Source organism: Streptomyces actinomycinicus (assembly GCF_016741775.1).
Lineage (GTDB): Bacteria > Actinomycetota > Actinomycetes > Streptomycetales > Streptomycetaceae > Streptomyces > Streptomyces actinomycinicus.
The window spans coordinates 13,005-29,311 of the sequence record NZ_JAERRK010000034.1 but is presented as its reverse complement, the minus strand read 5'-3'; the positions used below and the strand labels follow the sequence as shown (position 1 = coordinate 29,311).

The following is a 16,307-nucleotide window of genomic DNA, read 5'->3' as shown; positions in this document are numbered from 1 at the left end:
GCGGGCTCGTACCCCGCGTCCCGTCCGGCCCGGCGAGGGCTCGTACCCCGCGTCCCGTCCGGCCCGGCGAGGGCTCCTACGCCGCCTCCCGCCCGGCCCGGCCCGTCCCCGGCGCCACGCCTAGGCCACGACCTCCCCCAGTACGCGGGCCGCCCGCTCGACGTCCCGGAATCCCACGTACAGCGGGGTGAAGCCGAAGCGCAGCACGTCGGGGTGGCGGAAGTCGCCCACGACACCCCGGGCGATCAGCCGTTTCATGATCTCGCCGGCGTCCGCGCAGCGCAGGGCGATCTGGCTGCCCCGCTCCTCGTGACGTTCGGGCGTCACGCACTCCAGCCGGCCCGGCTCGGTGTACTCGGACACGCAGCGCAGGAAGAAGTCCGTCAGGGCGAGGGACTTCGCGCGGACCGCGGCCAGGGACACTCCGTCCCAGACCTCCAGGGCCGCCTCCAGGGCGAGCATGGAGAGGATGTCCGGTGTGCCGACCCGGCCGCGGAGCGCGCCCGGTGCCGGAGCGTAGGACGGGTCCATGCCGAACGGGTCGGCGTGGGAGTTCCAGCCGGGCAGCGGGGAGTCGAAGCGGTCCTGCAACTCGTGGCGGACGTAGAGGTACGCCGGTGAACCGGGGCCGCCGTTGAGGTACTTGTAGGTGCAGCCGACCGCCAGGTCGACCCCGTGCTCGTCGAGTCCCACGGGCAGGGCGCCCGCGCTGTGGCACAGGTCCCAGACCGCGAGGGCGCCGCCGGCGTGGATCGCGGCGGTGAGCGCGGGCAGGTCGTGGAGGCGGCCGGTGCGGTAGTCGACGTGGTTCAGCAGGACGGCCGCGGTGCGGCCGGTCAGCGCGCCCGGCAGTTCCGTGGGGGTGACCGCGCGCAGCGCCCGTCCGGTGAGACGGGCCGCCGACTCGGCGATGTAGCCGTCGGTGGGGAAGGTCGTGGCGTCGACGAGGAGTTCGTCCCGGTCGTCGTCCGCCATGCGGATCGCCGCCACCAGGGCCTTGAAGACGTTGACGCTCGTCGAGTCGCCCACGACGATCTGGCCCGGTGCCGCGCCCACCAGCGGGGCGATCCGGTCGCCGATCCGTTCGGGCGCCGTCCACCAGCCGCTCTCGTCCCAGGAGCGGATGCGCAGCTCGCCCCACTGGCGGCGGACGACGTCCGCCACCCGGTCGGGCACGTGGGCGGGCAGCGCGCCCAGGGAGTTTCCGTCCAGGTAGATGCCCTCGGCGTCGGCCGGGTCGTCGGACGCGGGGCCGAGGACGAAGCGGGAACGCACCGGGGCCAGTTCGTCCGCCGCGTCGAGCTTCTCGGCGAGCAGGGTCAGGTCAGACATGGGACCTCGCCGTCCACAGCTCGGGGAAGACGTTCTTGCGGGCGCGCTTCTCCAGCCAGGCCACGCCGGCGGAGCCGCCCGTGCCGGTCTTGGCGCCCATGGCGCGCCGGGTGGCCACCAGGTGGTCGTTGCGCCAGCGCCAGACCAGCTCGGCCACGTCGGTCAGCGCCTCGCCGAGCCGGGCGAGCGCGTCGCTCTCGTCGCCGGCGTAGACGGCGGTCCAGGCGGCCTCCACGGCCTGTGACGGCTCGTGCCGCAGGGAGACGTCCCGGTTCAGCACGGAGTCGGGGATGGCGTACCCGCGGCGGGCGAGGAGCCGTACCACCTCGTCGTACAGGCTCGGCTCCTGCAGCGCCTTCTCCAGTTCCGCGTGGGCGCGGGGGGCGCCGCGGTGCGGTACGAGCATGGACGAGGACTTCTCGCCGAGCAGGAACTCCAGGCGCCGGTACATCGCCGACTGGAAGCCGGAGCCCTCGCCGAGTGCGCTGCGGTAGGAGTTGAACTGCGCGGGGGTCAGCTGGCCGAGCGGCTTCCAGGAGGCGTTGAGGGCTTCCAGTTCCCGTACGGACCGCTTCAGCGCGGCGATGGCCGTGGGGACGTCGTCCGCGCGCAGGGCCCGCGCGGCCGTCTCCCACTCGTGCACGATGACCGTGAACCACAGCTCCATGACCTGGGTGGTGACCAGGAAGACCATCTCTCCGGGGTCGTCGGAGAGGGTGTGCTGGAGATGGGTGAGCACATCGGCCCGGACGTAGTCCTCGTACGGCGTCGTCCCCGCGAAGTCGAGGTTCGGGGTGTCTTGCTCAGCGGCCTCGTAAGGGGGGTGACCCTGTTGGGACATCGCTGTCTCCTGTGTTACTCCGGGTAGCGGTCCGCCCCTGCCGATGCCGGCACGGGGGCCCCGGTCCCCATCCCGCATCCTGCGCAATCAACCGCCTCCGCCGCAAGGCACGGCCGGTGACCTCGTCGGCCGCGCCTGGCGGGGACTGCATGCGTCAGGGGCCCCGGCGGGCGGCCCCTGACGCGTGCGGCGGTCAGCCCAGCGTCTGGGCCGCCGTCGGCGAGGAGTCCTTCAGGAACTGCGCGCAGCGCTCGTACTCCTCCTGCTCGCCGATCGACTGCGCGGCGCGGGCGAGCGCGTGCAGGGCGCGGAGGAAGCCGCGGTTCGGCTCGTGCTCCCACGGCACCGGCCCGTGGCCCTTCCAGCCGTTGCGGCGCAGGGCGTCCAGCCCCCGGTGGTAGCCCGTACGGGCATAGGCGTACGACTCCACGACCGCACCGCGCTCGAACGCGTCGTCGGCCAGCTGGGCCCAGGCGAGCGAAGAGGTCGGGTACTTGGCGGCGACGTCCGCGGGCGCGGCGCCCTGGGCGAGCAGCTCGCGCGGCTCCGGGTCGTCGGGGAGGTGGGTCGGAGGGGGACCGCCGAGGAGGTTCTCGTGAATCGTCATGCCCCCAGTTTCCCGCACACCCCCGAGACCACCCCGCAAGGGGCGCGGGGAACTGCGCGATCACCCCCACCGGCCCGCACACTCCCCGTACAGAACCGACGACCGCCCCGCAAGGGGCGCGGGGAACTGCGCGATCGCCCCCACCGACCCGCAGCCGGGGAACCGCCGCAGCCACGTCACTGCCGGCCCTCCGCCTCCAGCGGCGGGGACGTCACACAGCCGTGAGTCCTGCATTCCGGGTGGCGGCAGTTCGGCGGCGGTCGTCGGACCAGCGTGAAGGCCAGGACCGAGCCGACCACGAGCACCCCCGCGCAGATCGGCATCGCACGGTCGAAGGACGCGTCGAACGCGGTCGCCGACCGGTACGCCTCCGGCCCCATCCCGGCCAGCAGCGGAAGCGCGGCCACGGCCACCAGACCCGCCGCACGCGCCGCCGCGTTGTTGATGCCGCTGGCCAGGCCCGCCTGCGCGGTGTCCACGGAGGCCAGCACCGTGGCGGTCAGCGGGGCGACCACGGTGACCAGACCGGCGCCCATGACCAGCACGGCGGGCAGGACGTCCGTCAGGTAGTTCGCGTGCGGCCCCACCCGCAGCATCAGCAGCATCGCCGCGGCGCAGAGCAGCGGGCCGACGGTCAGCGGCAGCCGGGGACCCGTGCGGTCGGCCAGCGCGCCGGAGCGGGCCGAGAACAGCAGCATGAGGGCCGTCGTCGGGAGCAGGGCCGTGCCGGCCTGCAGGGCGGAGTAGCCGGCCACCACCTGGAGCTGGAGCGCGGTGAGGAAGAAGAACCCGCTGAAGGCCGCGTAGACGGTCAGCGTGACCAGGTTGACCGCCGTGAACTGGCGCGAGGCGAAGATGCCCGGCGGGAGCATCGGGTCGGGGTGGTGCTTCTCGACGTGGACGAAGCCGACGGCCGCGGCCACACCCGCCGCCGCGGCCGTCGCCACCGGCAGGGCGCTGCCGCCGGCCTCGATCAGGGCGTACGTCAGCAGGGCCAGCGCGAGGGCGCCCGACGCGGCGCCGAGGACGTCGAAGCGGCCGTGGGCACGGCTGTCGGACGACTCGGGGACGTGCCGGAGCGCGACGGGGACGCACAGCAGGGCCAGCGGCACGTTGAGCAGGAACACCCAGCGCCAGCCGGGGCCGTCCACCAGCCAGCCGCCCACGAACGGGCCGACGGCCGCCCCGATCCCGCCGAAACCGGACCAGAGACCGACCGCCCGGCTGCGGTCGTCGGGGTGGAAGGAGGCCTGGATGAGCGCGAGCGAGCCGGGGGTCAGGAGTGCCCCGCCGACGCCCTGGAAGGCACGGGCGGCGATGAGGACCCCGGGGGTCGGGGCCAGGCCGCACAGCAGTGAGGCGGCGGCGAACCAGACCACGCCCAGCACGAAGATCCTGCGGCGGCCGTAGCGGTCTCCCAGCGAGCCGCCGAGCAGGATCAGCCCGGCCAGCGTGACCATGTACGCGTTGACCGTCCACTGCAGCGCGGCGAGGCTCGCGTCCAGGTCGCGGCCGATGCGCGGGAGTGCCACGTTGACGACGGTCGAGTCCAGCAGGGCCATGCTGGAGCCGAGGACCGTGGTCAGCAGGATCCACTTGCCCCGGGGCGACGCCAGCCGGACATCGGGCATGACCCCAGATATACAGCGGGCCCGGCGCTGTGGACAGCCGCCGGGCCCGGTGGAGCACCGCTCACCCGATCCGTTTACTTGATCCGGTTGCCCGCCGAGCGCAGGTTCTGCGTGGCCTGGACGACGCGCTGGGCCATGGAGGCCTCGGCCAGCTTGCCCCAGGTGCGCGGGTCGTAGGCCTTCTTGTTGCCGACCTCGCCGTCGACCTTCAGGACGCCGTCGTAGTTCGTGAACATGTGGGCGGCGACCGGGCGGGTGAAGGCGTACTGGGTGTCCGTGTCGATGTTCATCTTCACGACGCCGTTCTCCAGCGCGGTGTGGATCTCCTCCTCGGAGGAGCCGGAGCCGCCGTGGAAGACGAAGTCGAACGGGGACTCCTTGCCGAACCGGGCGGCGACGCCCTCGTTCAGCTCCTTCAGCAGCTCGGGGCGCAGGACGACGTTGCCCGGCTTGTACACGCCGTGCACGTTGCCGAAGGAGGCGGCCAGCAGGTAGCGGCCCTTCTCGCCCAGGCCCAGGGCCTCTGCGGTGCGGATCGCGTCCTCGACGGTGGTGTAGAGGGAGTCGTTGATCTCGTGCGAGACACCGTCCTCCTCGCCACCGGTCGGGGTGATCTCGACCTCGAGGATGATCTTCGCGGCGCGGGCCTGCTCCAGCAGCTCCTGCGCGATCTCCAGGTTGTCGGCGAGGGTCTCGGCGGAGCCGTCCCACATGTGCGACTGGAACAGCGGGGCGAGACCGGCGTCGACGCGCTTCTTGGAGAGCGCGAGCAGCGGACGCACGTACCCGTCGAGCTTGTCCTTCGGGCAGTGGTCGGTGTGCAGCGCGATGTTGACCGGGTACTTCTCGGCGATGATGTGGGCGTACTCGGCGAGCGCGACCGCGCCGGTGACCATGTCCTTGCTGTACTGGCCGCCGAGGAACTCGGCCCCACCGGTCGAGATCTGGACGATGCCGTCGCTCTCCGCCTCCGCGAAGCCGCGCAGCGCCGCGTTCAGGGTCTGGCTGGAGGTGACGTTGATGGCCGGGTAGGCGAACTTCCCTGCCTTCGCCCGGTCGAGCATCTCGCTGTAGACCTCGGGGGTTGCGATGGGCATCTGTCCGCTCCTTGAGTGTGCGGGTTGGCGTTCTGCGTTACGGCCCTGACCTAGACCTGGGGTGTGACGTCATCGTCGGCCCCATCTTTCCAGACATGAACCGATGGTCCATGCGCCGGTCAAGTCCAGGTCAATCCGCGTCGTCAGTCCAGGCCCAGTTCATCCTGCGAGAAGGCGAAACGGTACGGAACGCCCGCGCCGGCCTCGATCTTCTCGGCGGCGCCGGTCGCGCGGTCCACGATGGTCGCGACGGCGACGACCTCGGCACCGGCCTCGCGCACGGCCTCCACGGCGGTCAGCGGGGAGCCGCCCGTGGTGGAGGTGTCCTCGACCACCAGGACCCGGCGGCCCGCGATCTCCGGCCCCTCCACCCGGCGCTGCAGCCCGTGGGCCTTCGCCGCCTTGCGGACGACGAACGCGTCCAGCTTCTTCCCGCGCGCGGCGGCGGCGTGCAGCATGGCCGCGGCGACCGGGTCGGCGCCCATGGTGAGCCCGCCCACCGCGTCGAACTCCAGGTCCGCGGTCAGATCCAGCAGCACCTGTCCGACCAGCGGGGCGGCCTCGCCGTCGAGGGTGATGCGGCGCAGGTCGACGTAGTAGTCGGCCTCCAGACCGGAGGAGAGCGTCACCTTGCCGTGCACCACGGCCTTGTCCTTGATCTGCTGCAGCAGCGCGCCGCGTACGTCCGTCATGCCGACCAGCTTAGAGCCGCCGCCAGCTCCAGGTGGTCGTCGCCTCCAGCGGTTCCAGCGGGGTGACCAGGCGCGGGAGGGTGTTGAGTCCGTTCGGCGGGCCGGTCTGCGGCTCCACGCAGACGGCCTCGGCCTGCTCGTCGTAGACGACCACCCACTCCTCGCGGCTGGTCACCTTCAGCTCCAGTTGCCCGGGCCAGGTCAGGGTGACGTCGACGCCGCCGGGCATGCCGAAGCAGTCGTCCCAGGGTCCGGGCTTGCGGTCGATGCGGTTGCCGGTCGGCAGGTGGTCGGCGCCGCGCTCCTCCTGCCAGGCCGGCTCGAAGTCCAGCCGGGCGTCCTCGCCGCCCAGGTTGCGGCGGAACCACGGGTGCCAGCCGAGCTGCGCCGGGAAGGAGTCGTCGTACGTCTCCACGGACATCGTCAGCGTCAGGGCGTCCTCGGCGAGCGTGACGATCTGGGTGACACGGCCGGAGTGCGGCCAGGGGTCGGTCAGCTCGTACGTGAGCACCGCCTCGTTCCCGGAGACCCGCGCGGTGCGCCAGGCCCCGTCGCGTGCGGTGCCGTGGATGGCGTGCGGCGGGGAGTTGAGCGGCATCTGGCGGACGGTGCCGCCGTCCAGGAAGCGGCCCTCCCGGATCCGGCCGCACCAGGGCACCATAGGGAAGCAGCCGTAGCGCTCGCCCTGCCGCAGCAGCTGCACGCCGCCGGTCCGGAGTCCACCGATGCGGCCGCCGTCGCCGGGCCGCACGCTCACTTCCGCGTCGCCCGCGGTCAGCGTGATCTCTTCGTCACTCACGGAACCGACCCTACTGGGGTGATCAAGAGGGCGCTCGGGACGGCGCTCCGCTCGGGTCAGCGGCGCTTGCGCAGGACGCGGGTGACCACGATCGCCGAGGCGAGTGCCAGCGCCGCGGCGGGGGCCGCCCAGCGCAGGACGGGGCTGCCGACGACGGTCTGGGGGGCCGGTACGGGGGCGTAACGGCCGCGCGGCGGGGCGTGGTCGACCTCCTCGGCGCTGCGGCCGATCATCGTCCGGCGCGCGTGCGCGGCCTCGGCGGGCGGTGCGCCGGTGTCGGCGAAGTCCCCGGTGAGCCGGTCGGAACAACCGGCGTCGACGTCCTCGTCCACGTCCTCGTCCACGTCCGCGCCCTCGTCCAGGTCCTCCGCCACGTCCACGTCCTCCGCCACGTCCCGGTCCGCGTCCGGGTCAAGGGAGGGCGGGGGGACGGCGGTGTCGAAGACGGAGGCCCGAGCGGACTCGCCGGCCGGGGCCGGCTCGGATCCGGTGTCCGCGGGCTTCTGCTCGCCGTTCGGTTCGCTGTCGGGCTCCGGCTGCCGGTCCGTCGTCAGGGACTCCAGGCAGCGGTCCAGCAGCCTCGTCGCCGCCGCGGTGACCGTGTCCGCCGGCAGTTCCGTGATGCGGCCGGACGCGTCCGCCGTGCCTTCGACCGTGACCGTGGTGCCGCCCTCGGTGGCGGTCAGGCGCAGGGTCAGGGCGAGAGTGACCGTGCCGGCGCCGCGGGCCTCGGTGGCCTCGCCCTCGACGGCGTACGTGCCGTCCGTGCGGGGCAGCACGCGGAGTGTGCCGCGGTAGGTGACGGAGTGGCCGCCGACGCGCAGTTTCAGGCGGCCGGTGATCGGTTCGGCACCGGCGTCCTGCTGCAGGCCGGGGATCGCGCGGACGACGCGGGCGGGGTCGGCCAGCGCCGCGGTGAGCCTCTCGGTGGGGGCCGGGACGAAGACCTGGTGCTCCATGGTCGGTGAGCCTACCCAGTCATGGCCGGAACTCACCCGGGCGTGCTGGGGGCTTCGCCCCCAGACCCCCGTTTGCCCACCCACCCGACCAGCGCCCCCGAGCAGCGGCCCCCAAGCCCTTCTCCCCGCCCCGGCGCCCCCAGCCCACCCGACTCGGTCGACGGAGAGGGCGACGCTGGGCGCTCGCCAGCCGCCGGCACGCCTCACCGACCGCCCCGCCGGCCGTCGCACTCCCCACCCGGCCCGCGCGAAACAAGCCTCAAGACCCTCTCCCCACCCCTGCCCCCAGCCCACTCGATCCCCCGAGAAACAAGCCTCAAGCTCGTCTTACGACCCCGCACCCGACCCGCCCCCACTCCCCCCGAGAGGTGGGCCGGAGGGTTCGGTGGTGGGCAGCCGGGCGGGAGGAACAAGCCTCACGCTCGTCTTCCCGCCCCCGCACCCCACCCGCCCCCACTCCCCCCGAGACGTGCGCCGGAGGGGCTCGGGGGGGCGGTCGGGGATCAGTAGCGGGGGTGTACCAGTGTCGAGGGCGGCAAGTCGGTGATGCGGGTTCGGCGGGCTGCTCTCTCGTCCGCGTTCAAGGCGGCCCGCGTCAGGGTGTGCAGGGCGGGGAGGCCCGGGCGCAGGGGTGGGGGGGTGTGGCCCGGGGCGGCCAGGAGGAAGCCCCAGTCGTGGGGGGCGCCGGACGTGTCGGCCGCTCGGTCGGGGCCCGTGGCGAAGCCGGAGTCCTGACCGAGGACCCGGTAGGGGGTGGGGGCGAGTCCGGCCGTGCGGAGGGTCGCGGCGACCGTCCAGAAGGCGCGGGGCCGGGTGGTGACCGGCCCGGCGTGCACGACCAGGCGGCCGTGCGGGGCCAGCACGCGGCGGGCCAGACCGTAGAACTCCTGGGAGTACAGCTTGGTGCTGGCGGTGATCCCGGGGTCGGGGAGGTCGGCGATCAGGACGTCGTACGCCGGTCCGCGTGTCCCCCGCAGCCAGGTGAGCGCGTCGGCGGTGGTGACGTGGACGCGCGGGTCGGCGAGGGCGTGGCCGTTGGCGGCGGTCAGGCCGGGGTCGCTGCGGGCCAGGCGCACCAGTGCGGGGTCGAGTTCGACGACGTCGACGCGGCGCACGCCGCGGTGGCGCAGCACCTCGCGGGCGGCCAGGCCGTCGCCGCCGCCGAGGACCAGGACGCGGGCGTGGGGGCCGGCCAGGGCGGGGTGGACCAGGGCCTCGTGGTAGCGGTACTGGTCCCGGCCGCCGACGCGGAGGCGCCCGTCGAGGAAGAGGTCGAGGGGACGGCCGTGGGTGCCGCCGGCCAGGACGATCTCCTGGACGCCGGTCTGCACGGCCACCCGGACGTCCGTGCCGTACACGGCGTGCCGGGCGGCCCGTTCGAAGTCGTCGGCGAGGGCGGCGGCGGAGGCGAGGACGCTGAGCACGCCGAGGCCGGCGAGCAGGAGGGTCCAGCGGGCGCGGCGGGTGAGGTCGCGGCGGAAGAGGCCGAGGACCAGGGCGCCGCCGGCGACCACGTTGACCGCCCCGGTGACCAGCGCTCCGGTCAACTGGCCGAGGAACGGCAGGAGCAGGAAGGGAAAGGCGAGACCGCCGACCAGGGCGCCCACGTAGTCCGCCGCGAACAGGTCGGCGACGGCGCCGCCCGCGTCCTGCCGGCGGATCCGCTGGATCAGCTCCATCAGCAGCGGCACCTCGGCGCCGATGAGCAGGCCGATGGCGAGGGAGAAGGCGACCAGGAGGCAGCGGGGCCCGGCGGCCCACACCCCGCCCCAGCCGCCGGTCCACGCGAACACGGCGTACAGGGCCATCGCGCTGCACCCGCCGACCAGCGCGAGGACCGTCTCGACCGCACCGAAACCGGCCGCCGCGTGCCAGCGCAGCCGCTTGGCGCCGAGGGAGCCGATGCCCATCGCGAACACCATGACGGACAGCACCACGGAGGCCTGGGTGACCGAGTCGCCGATCAAGTACGAGGCGAACGCGACGAGTTCGAGTTCGTACACCAGTCCGCAGGCCGCGCAGACGAAGACGCACACGAGGACCAGGAACCGCCCGGTGCCGGGTCGGACGGGCAGCCGTGCGGGGCCCGTCCAGGAGGGCGGGACACCCGGGGGTGCGGGGGCGTGCGGCTCGATCACGCTGCGACGTTACGTTACGCACTCGGGACGCTTCGTCACCCACACGTGTGGATCTGCGGGCAGTTGACGCCGTGCGGGTTTATGGCGCCGCCCATCGATCAACCCGGCTGCGGCGCCGCCACCCGCGCTCCGACCCGGGTCCGGGTGGCCACCAGCTGCCCGTCCTGCGGGTAGGAGTGCCAGGTGCGCCAGTGCACCTGGCCCTCGTGCCGCTGGGCGAGCATCGCCGTGAAGGCGTGCGGGCTGCCGGGGAAGACGCCGGCGAGGCCGTGCGGATGGTCGGAGACGAGGGCCAGTAGTTCCTGGGCGCGGCCCGCGAAGGAGCCCGGGCTGAGCACCTCGACGCGGGCGGCGAACTCGTACTCCCAGTCGCCGACGCGCTTGGCCACGCCCAGCGGCAGCGGGGTGCTGGAACCGGGGAGGCAGGCGACCGTCTCCGAACAGTCACCGCGCTCCTCCTCCAGGATCACCTGGTGGGACGCGCCGAGCAGTCTCAACTGTAGTTTCGCTCCGGTGAGTTCGAGGTCGAGTGTGGCGAGGGCGGGCAGCGGCTCGCGCCCCAGTGCCCAGGCCAGGTCGGCGGCGCGGGTATCGGTGTAGGAGGTGTTCAGGGTCGTGAGCATGGATCGGCTCCGCTAACACGCAAGGAGGGAGAGATCGGCCATGTCAGCCCAGCCGGCCCGGCCGGGTGGGGAGTCTTCAGGGACGTCCGAGGGGCTGTGTTGGCGATTTAGAGGGAATCATGAACAGTGGCTACGCCACAGCGTTTTTACCCAAGTTCGTGGGGTTTCCATCCCTCAGAGGGCCTCACTGCTCAATTGTTCAACCATGGCGTACGCCGGGCGCGGAAAGGGGAACAGCCGAGCGCCCGCCGGATGTTCGCCCCCGACGGGCGCTCAGGTGCGGTGCGGATGCGGTTCCCCCTGTTCCGGAAGCTCAGCTGCCCCGTGTCAGCTGCCTCCCCCGCATCCGCCTCCCCCACCGCACGACGAACCCCCGCCGCAGGAAGAGCTGCCACCGCAGGAGGAGCTGCCGCCGCAGGAGGAGCTGCCGCCGCAGGAGTGGCCGCCGTGGTGGCCCCCGTGGTGGCCGCCGCCGTGGCCCCCCGAAGAACCGGAGTCGCCGCCGCCCACCCACCAGCTGCTGTTCCCGCCGTCCGCATACGTCGAGGACGACGAGGACGAGCCGTACGACCGGCCCCGCCGGCCCTTGCCGAGCGAGACCCGGTTCCGCCGCTTGAGGCGGGCCTGGCTCGCCCCGACGACCACTACGACGGCCACCGCCAGGATGATGCCCTCGATCGCGTTGTCGCTCATGGCGTCACCCTCCTTCCTTCCCCCGAAGCGGCCCCCCGTGGGCGCCTCGCGTACTTCCGCGTCTGCCGCGGTGACGGGGGGATGCCCGGCCGCTTCGACGCCCAAAGCAGAGTTGAGGAACTCCAGAGCTTGGGCGCAGGATGGCCCATGACCTCCAGCGCACGCCCCCACCTCAACCGCCGGCTCGCCGAGTTCGGGACGACGATCTTCGCCGAGATGTCGGCGCTCGCCGTGGCGACCGGGTCGATCAACCTGGGCCAGGGTTTCCCGGACACCGACGGCCCCGAGGAGATCCGGGAGGCCGCCGTTCGGGCCCTGCGCGACGGCCGCGGCAACCAGTACCCGCCGGGCCCCGGGATCCCCGAGCTGCGTACCGCCGTCGCCGGGCACCAGCGGCGCCGCTACGGACTGTCGTACGACCCCGACACCGAGGTGCTGGTCACGGCGGGCGCCACGGAGGCGATCGCCGCCGCGCTGCTGGCGCTGGTCGAGCCCGGTGACGAGGTCGTGGCCCTGGAGCCGTACTACGACTCGTACGCGGCGAGCATCGCCATGGCGGGCGGCCGGCGGGTGCCGGTGACGCTCCGGCCGCACTCCGGTGACGTGGCCCGCTTCCGGCTGGACCTGGACGAGCTGCGGGCGGCCGTCACCGAACGCACCCGGCTGCTGCTGATCAACACCCCGCACAACCCGACCGGTACGGTCCTCACGCGCGAGGAGCTGACCGCGATCGCCGAGCTGGCGGTGGAGCGGGATCTGCTGGTGGTGACGGACGAGGTGTACGAGCACCTGGTCTTCGACGCGGCCGGGCACGTGCCGCTCGCCACGTTCCCGGGGATGCGGGAGCGGACGGTGACCATCGGCTCGGCCGGCAAGACGTTCTCGTTCACCGGCTGGAAGGTCGGCTGGGTGACGGCGGCGCCGGAGCTGGTCGGCGCGGTCCGCACGGCGAAGCAGTTCCTGACCTACGTGTCCTCGGGACCGTTCCAGTACGCGGTGGCCGAGGCACTGGCCCTGCCCGACTCCTACTTCGAGGAGTTCCGCCGGGGCATGCTGGCCCGCCGGGACATCCTGGCCGAGGGGCTGAGGGCGGCGGGCTTCGAGGTGTTCGAGCCGGCCGGCACCTACTTCATCACCACCGACATCCGCCCCCTCGGCGAGAAGGACGGCTTCGCCTTCTGCCGTGCGCTGCCGGAACGCGCGGGCGTGGTGGCCATCCCCAACGCGGTCTTCTACGACGACCGGGAGGCCGGGGCCCCGTTCGTGCGGTTCGCGTTCTGCAAGCGGGAAGAGGTGCTCCGGGAGGCGGCGCAGCGGCTGCGGAGCATGTGAGGGCCGGGGCCCGGGGGCGCCGGCCCCCGGGCCTCAGCGGCGGCGGAGGATCACTCCTCGTCCTCGCCCCGCTCCTCGGACGCCTCGGCGTCCTCCTCGAGACCGAGCTGCTCGATCAGCCACTTGTCGAACTCGATCGCGGCCCGCACCCAGCTGACCGTGGAGGAGACGAAGTGGTTGATGTCGACGCCCGTGCCGATCAGCATCTGGGCCTCGCCGATCAGGCGGACGCTGCCGTCGTCGTGGGTGTGGGTGTACACCTTCGGCCACAGCGTGCGGCGGTTCCAGTCGTCGACGGACTCCAGCAGCTGCTGCTTCTCGTCGATCGTGTGGGGGCGGTCGTAGAAGGTCCGCACCGAGAAGACCGCCTGCTCGGCCTCTCCCCGGAACATGAAGTAGGTGCGGAACTGCTCCCACGGCGCCGCGAGGTCACCCTCCTCGTCGACGATGTACTTCAGCTCCATCTGGTCGAGAAGCTGCTTCACCAGGTCCTGATCCGGGAGGACGGGGCCCGCCGGTCCTTGGGGCTGCGGTTCGGGCTGGCCCCCGAAATTCGGAATCGAGGACGGGTCGATGCTCACCGTGTTTTTCCCTTCATGCGGATGCCGCCATCCTCCCCCATGCGGGGAGGGGCGTGGCAAGCCCCGACGGGGCCTGTCAGCCGTCGGCTGACATGATCCGTCCGGTCGGGTGGGGAGCCCGCGGCCGAGGGGGCCGGTACGGCGGCGCGAGGGCGGACGAGACGGGGGTTCTTCGCGGCGGTCGCGGCACTGGTTCCGGGAGGGCACCGAGGACTGCGCCGGGCTGGTCCCGGGCGCGGCCGAGCCGGGGTCCGGCGCGTGCGCCGCGAACGTCGCCGAGAGCCGTACGAGGGCCCGCTGCGGGCCCTCGTACGGCTCGGCGATCAGTATCCGGGCGTCACAGCGTCTTGCCCGTGTCCGGGCCGACCAGCAGGCCCTCGCCGACGCGGTCGACGCGGACCGTGTCGCCGTCCTTGACCTCGCCGGACAGGATCTCCTTGGCGAGCCGGTCGCCGATGGAGGTCTGCACCAGGCGGCGCAGCGGGCGGGCGCCGTAGGCCGGGTCCAGGCCCTCCTCGGCGAGCCATGCCAGCGCCGCGGGGGTGACGTCCAGCGTGAGCCGCCGCTCGGCCAGCCTCCTGGCCAGGCGGTCGATCTGCAGCCGGGCGATCCGCTCCAGCTCGGGCTTGGTGAGGGCGGTGAAGACGACGAGGTCGTCGAGCCGGTTGAGGAACTCCGGCTTGAAGGAGGTCCGGACGACCTCCAGCACCTGTTCCCTCTTCTCCGCCTCGCTGGTGACCGGGTCGACCAGGAACTGGCTGCCCAGGTTGGAGGTGAGCACCAGGATGGTGTTGCGGAAGTCGACCGTACGGCCCTGTCCGTCCGTCAGGCGGCCGTCGTCCAGCACCTGGAGCAGGACGTCGAAGACCTCCGGGTGGGCCTTCTCCACCTCGTCCAGCAGGACGACGCTGTACGGGCGCCGCCGCACGGCCTCGGTCAGCTGGCCGCCCTCCTCGTAGCCGACGTACCCGGGGGGCGCGCCGACCAGCCGGGCCACGCTGTGCTTCTCGCCGTACTCCGACATGTCGATGCGGACCATGGCCCGCTCGTCGTCGAAGAGGAAGTCGGCGAGGGCCTTGGCGAGTTCGGTCTTGCCGACACCGGTGGGGCCGAGGAAGAGGAAGGACCCGGTGGGCCGGTCGGGGTCGGCGATACCGGCCCGGGAGCGCCGTACGGCGTCGCTCACGGCCCGTACGGCCTCGCTCTGCCCGATGAGCCGCCTGCCCAGCTCCTCCTCCATGCGCAGCAGCTTCTGCGTCTCGCCCTCCATGAGGCGGCCGGCCGGGATGCCGGTCCAGGCGGCGACGACGTCGGCGATGTCGTCGGAGCCGACCTCGTCCTTGACCATCGTGTCCCTGGCGGCCTCCTCCTCGGCCTGGGAGGCGGCCTCGAGTTCCTTCTCGAGCTGCGGGATCTCGCCGTACAGCAGCTTGGCGGCGGTGTCGAAGTCACCGTCGCGCTGGGCGCGTTCGGCCTGTCCGCGCAGGTCGTCCAGCTTCTCCTTCAGCTCACCGACCCGGTTGAGGGACTGCTTCTCCTTCTCCCAGCGGGCGGTCAGGCCGCGCAGCTCCTCCTCCTTGTCGGCGAGGTCGCGGCGCAGCTTCTCCAGCCGCTCGCGGGAGGCCGGATCGGTCTCCTTGCCGATCGCCAGCTCCTCCATCTTCAGCCGGTCGACGGCGCGCTGGAGTTCGTCGATCTCGACGGGCGAGGAGTCGATCTCCATGCGCAGCCGGGAGGCGGCCTCGTCCACGAGGTCGATGGCCTTGTCGGGCAGGAAGCGGGAGGTGATGTACCGGTCGGACAGGGCGGCGGCGGCCACCAGTGCGCTGTCCGCGATCTGCACCTTGTGGTGCGCCTCGTACCGTCCCTTGAGTCCGCGCAGGATGGCGATGGTGTCCTCGACGGTGGGCTCGGCGACCAGCACCTGCTGGAACCGCCGTTCCAGGGCGGGGTCCTTCTCGATCCGCTCGCGGTACTCGTCCAGGGTCGTGGCGCCCACCATCCGCAGCTCACCGCGCGCGAGCATGGGCTTGAGCATGTTGCCCGCGTCCATGGCGGAGTCACCGCCCGCGCCGGCGCCCACGACCGTGTGCAGCTCGTCGATGAAGGTGATGATCTGCCCGTCGGAGCCCTTGATCTCGGCGAGTACGGCCTTCAGCCGTTCCTCGAACTCGCCGCGGTACTTCGCCCCGGCGACCATGGCCCCGAGGTCGAGCGCGACGAGCCGCTTGTCCTTCAGCGACTCGGGCACGTCGCCCTTCACGATCCGCTGGGCGAGCCCCTCGACGACGGCGGTCTTGCCGACGCCGGGCTCGCCGATGAGGACGGGGTTGTTCTTCGTCCTCCGGCTGAGCACCTGCACGACCCGCCGGATCTCCTGGTCCCGTCCGATGACCGGGTCCAGCCGGCCCTCGCGGGCGGCGGCGGTGAAGTCGGTGCCGAACTTCTCCAGGGCCTTGTACTGGCCCTCGGGGTCGGCGGTGGTCACGCGGCGTCCTCCCCTGGACTTCTGGAAGGCGTCCTGCAGCTTCTTCGCGTCGGCGCCCTGTCCCTTGAGCACCTCGCCGGCCGGACCGCCCGTCGCGGCGATGCCGATGAGCAGGTGCTCGGTGGAGAGGTACTCGTCGCCGAGGTCCTTCGCGCGCTCGCCGGCGTCGGCGATCACGGCCAGCATCTCGCGGTTGGGCTGCGGCGGCGCGACGGTGGACCCGGTCACGCTGGGCAGCCCGGCGAGGATGCGCTCGGCGCCGGAGCGCACGGCCGCCTGGTCGGCCTCCACGGCCGCGAGCAGGTCGGTGATGTTCTCGTTGTCCTGGCCCTGGAGCAGAGCCAGCAGCAGGTGAGCGGGGGTGAGGTCCGGGTGCCCCTCGGTCACGGCGCGATTGCTCGCCGCGTTGATCGCGTCCCGGCTCCTGTTGGTCAGCTCGGCGTCCACGTCGTCCGTTCTCCTCCTCGGGCACACTCTTCCACTGCTGACTTAAC

At 72.7% G+C, this 16,307-nt stretch carries 14 protein-coding genes; 1 reads left to right on the top strand and 13 read right to left on the bottom strand.

What is annotated here, in order from left to right; all coding sequences use genetic code 11:
• Positions 1-120 precede the first annotated feature (120 nt).
• The 11 genes from kynU to JK359_RS37055 all read right to left on the bottom strand — a co-directional run bounded on the left by kynU (position 121) and on the right by JK359_RS37055 (position 11,412).
• Positions 121-1,332, bottom strand: coding sequence for a kynureninase (gene kynU / locus JK359_RS37105; protein WP_201844042.1), 1,212 nt, complete (start codon positions 1,330-1,332; stop codon positions 121-123).
• The gene (locus tag JK359_RS37100) at positions 1,325-2,173 is read right to left on the bottom strand and encodes a tryptophan 2,3-dioxygenase family protein (protein ID WP_201844041.1); all 849 of its coding nucleotides are present in this window, start codon (positions 2,171-2,173) and stop codon (positions 1,325-1,327) included. Before JK359_RS37100 ends, kynU begins: the two co-directional genes overlap by 8 nt.
• A gap of 193 nt (positions 2,174-2,366) precedes the next feature.
• Positions 2,367-2,780 (bottom strand): DUF3151 domain-containing protein, encoded by a 414-nt coding sequence (locus tag JK359_RS37095; RefSeq protein WP_201844040.1) that lies wholly within the window; start codon positions 2,778-2,780, stop codon positions 2,367-2,369.
• 176 nt (positions 2,781-2,956) lie between these two features.
• Positions 2,957-4,411, bottom strand: a complete 1,455-nt coding sequence (locus JK359_RS37090; protein ID WP_201844039.1) for an MFS transporter — start codon at positions 4,409-4,411, stop codon at positions 2,957-2,959.
• Positions 4,412-4,485: 74 nt separating this feature from the next.
• Positions 4,486-5,508: a class II fructose-bisphosphate aldolase gene (gene fbaA, locus JK359_RS37085; RefSeq protein ID WP_201844038.1), complete on the bottom strand. Its 1,023-nt coding sequence runs from the start codon at positions 5,506-5,508 to the stop codon at positions 4,486-4,488.
• Between the two features lie 143 nt (positions 5,509-5,651).
• A complete protein-coding gene (pyrE, locus tag JK359_RS37080; protein WP_201844037.1) occupies positions 5,652-6,200 on the bottom strand; it encodes an orotate phosphoribosyltransferase in 549 nt (182 codons plus the stop codon).
• 10 nt (positions 6,201-6,210) lie between these two features.
• On the bottom strand, positions 6,211-6,999 hold the full coding sequence (locus JK359_RS37075; RefSeq protein ID WP_201844036.1) for an aldose epimerase family protein: 789 nt from the start codon (positions 6,997-6,999) through the stop codon (positions 6,211-6,213).
• A 56-nt stretch (positions 7,000-7,055) separates the two neighbouring features.
• Positions 7,056-7,958: an SRPBCC family protein gene (locus JK359_RS37070; RefSeq protein WP_201844035.1), complete on the bottom strand. Its 903-nt coding sequence runs from the start codon at positions 7,956-7,958 to the stop codon at positions 7,056-7,058.
• A 503-nt stretch (positions 7,959-8,461) separates the two neighbouring features.
• Positions 8,462-10,096: a polyamine aminopropyltransferase gene (locus JK359_RS37065; RefSeq protein ID WP_201844034.1), complete on the bottom strand. Its 1,635-nt coding sequence runs from the start codon at positions 10,094-10,096 to the stop codon at positions 8,462-8,464.
• A gap of 98 nt (positions 10,097-10,194) precedes the next feature.
• Complete coding sequence (locus tag JK359_RS37060; RefSeq protein WP_201844033.1) at positions 10,195-10,719, bottom strand: DUF2617 family protein; 525 nt, start codon at positions 10,717-10,719, stop codon at positions 10,195-10,197.
• Positions 10,720-11,046: 327 nt separating this feature from the next.
• Complete coding sequence (locus JK359_RS37055; RefSeq protein ID WP_201844032.1) at positions 11,047-11,412, bottom strand: hypothetical protein; 366 nt, start codon at positions 11,410-11,412, stop codon at positions 11,047-11,049.
• Between the two features lie 147 nt (positions 11,413-11,559).
• Here JK359_RS37055 and JK359_RS37050 point away from each other — a divergent pair, with 147 nt between their 5' ends.
• A complete protein-coding gene (locus tag JK359_RS37050) occupies positions 11,560-12,744 on the top strand; it encodes a pyridoxal phosphate-dependent aminotransferase (RefSeq protein ID WP_201844031.1) in 1,185 nt (394 codons plus the stop codon).
• 50 nt (positions 12,745-12,794) lie between these two features.
• On the opposite strand, the gene JK359_RS37045 is transcribed toward JK359_RS37050, so the two are convergent.
• Complete coding sequence (locus JK359_RS37045; protein ID WP_201844030.1) at positions 12,795-13,325, bottom strand: type III secretion system chaperone family protein; 531 nt, start codon at positions 13,323-13,325, stop codon at positions 12,795-12,797.
• Positions 13,326-13,662: 337 nt separating this feature from the next.
• Entirely contained in the window at positions 13,663-16,260 is a 2,598-nt protein-coding gene (gene clpB / locus JK359_RS37040; protein WP_201844029.1) for an ATP-dependent chaperone ClpB, read from the bottom strand.
• Positions 16,261-16,307 lie beyond the last annotated feature (47 nt).

Coding starts and splice junctions, on each gene's coding strand:
- kynU (WP_201844042.1), bottom strand. CDS start 1,332: ATGTCTGACCTGACCCTGCTCGCCGAGAAGCTCGACGCGGCGGACGAA.
- JK359_RS37100 (WP_201844041.1), bottom strand. CDS start 2,173: ATGTCCCAACAGGGTCACCCCCCTTACGAGGCCGCTGAGCAAGACACC.
- JK359_RS37095 (WP_201844040.1), bottom strand. CDS start 2,780: ATGACGATTCACGAGAACCTCCTCGGCGGTCCCCCTCCGACCCACCTC.
- JK359_RS37090 (WP_201844039.1), bottom strand. CDS start 4,411: ATGCCCGATGTCCGGCTGGCGTCGCCCCGGGGCAAGTGGATCCTGCTG.
- fbaA (WP_201844038.1), bottom strand. CDS start 5,508: ATGCCCATCGCAACCCCCGAGGTCTACAGCGAGATGCTCGACCGGGCG.
- pyrE (WP_201844037.1), bottom strand. CDS start 6,200: ATGACGGACGTACGCGGCGCGCTGCTGCAGCAGATCAAGGACAAGGCC.
- JK359_RS37070 (WP_201844035.1), bottom strand. CDS start 7,958: ATGGAGCACCAGGTCTTCGTCCCGGCCCCCACCGAGAGGCTCACCGCG.
- JK359_RS37060 (WP_201844033.1), bottom strand. CDS start 10,719: ATGCTCACGACCCTGAACACCTCCTACACCGATACCCGCGCCGCCGAC.
- JK359_RS37055 (WP_201844032.1), bottom strand. CDS start 11,412: ATGAGCGACAACGCGATCGAGGGCATCATCCTGGCGGTGGCCGTCGTA.
- JK359_RS37050 (WP_201844031.1), top strand. CDS start 11,560: ATGACCTCCAGCGCACGCCCCCACCTCAACCGCCGGCTCGCCGAGTTC.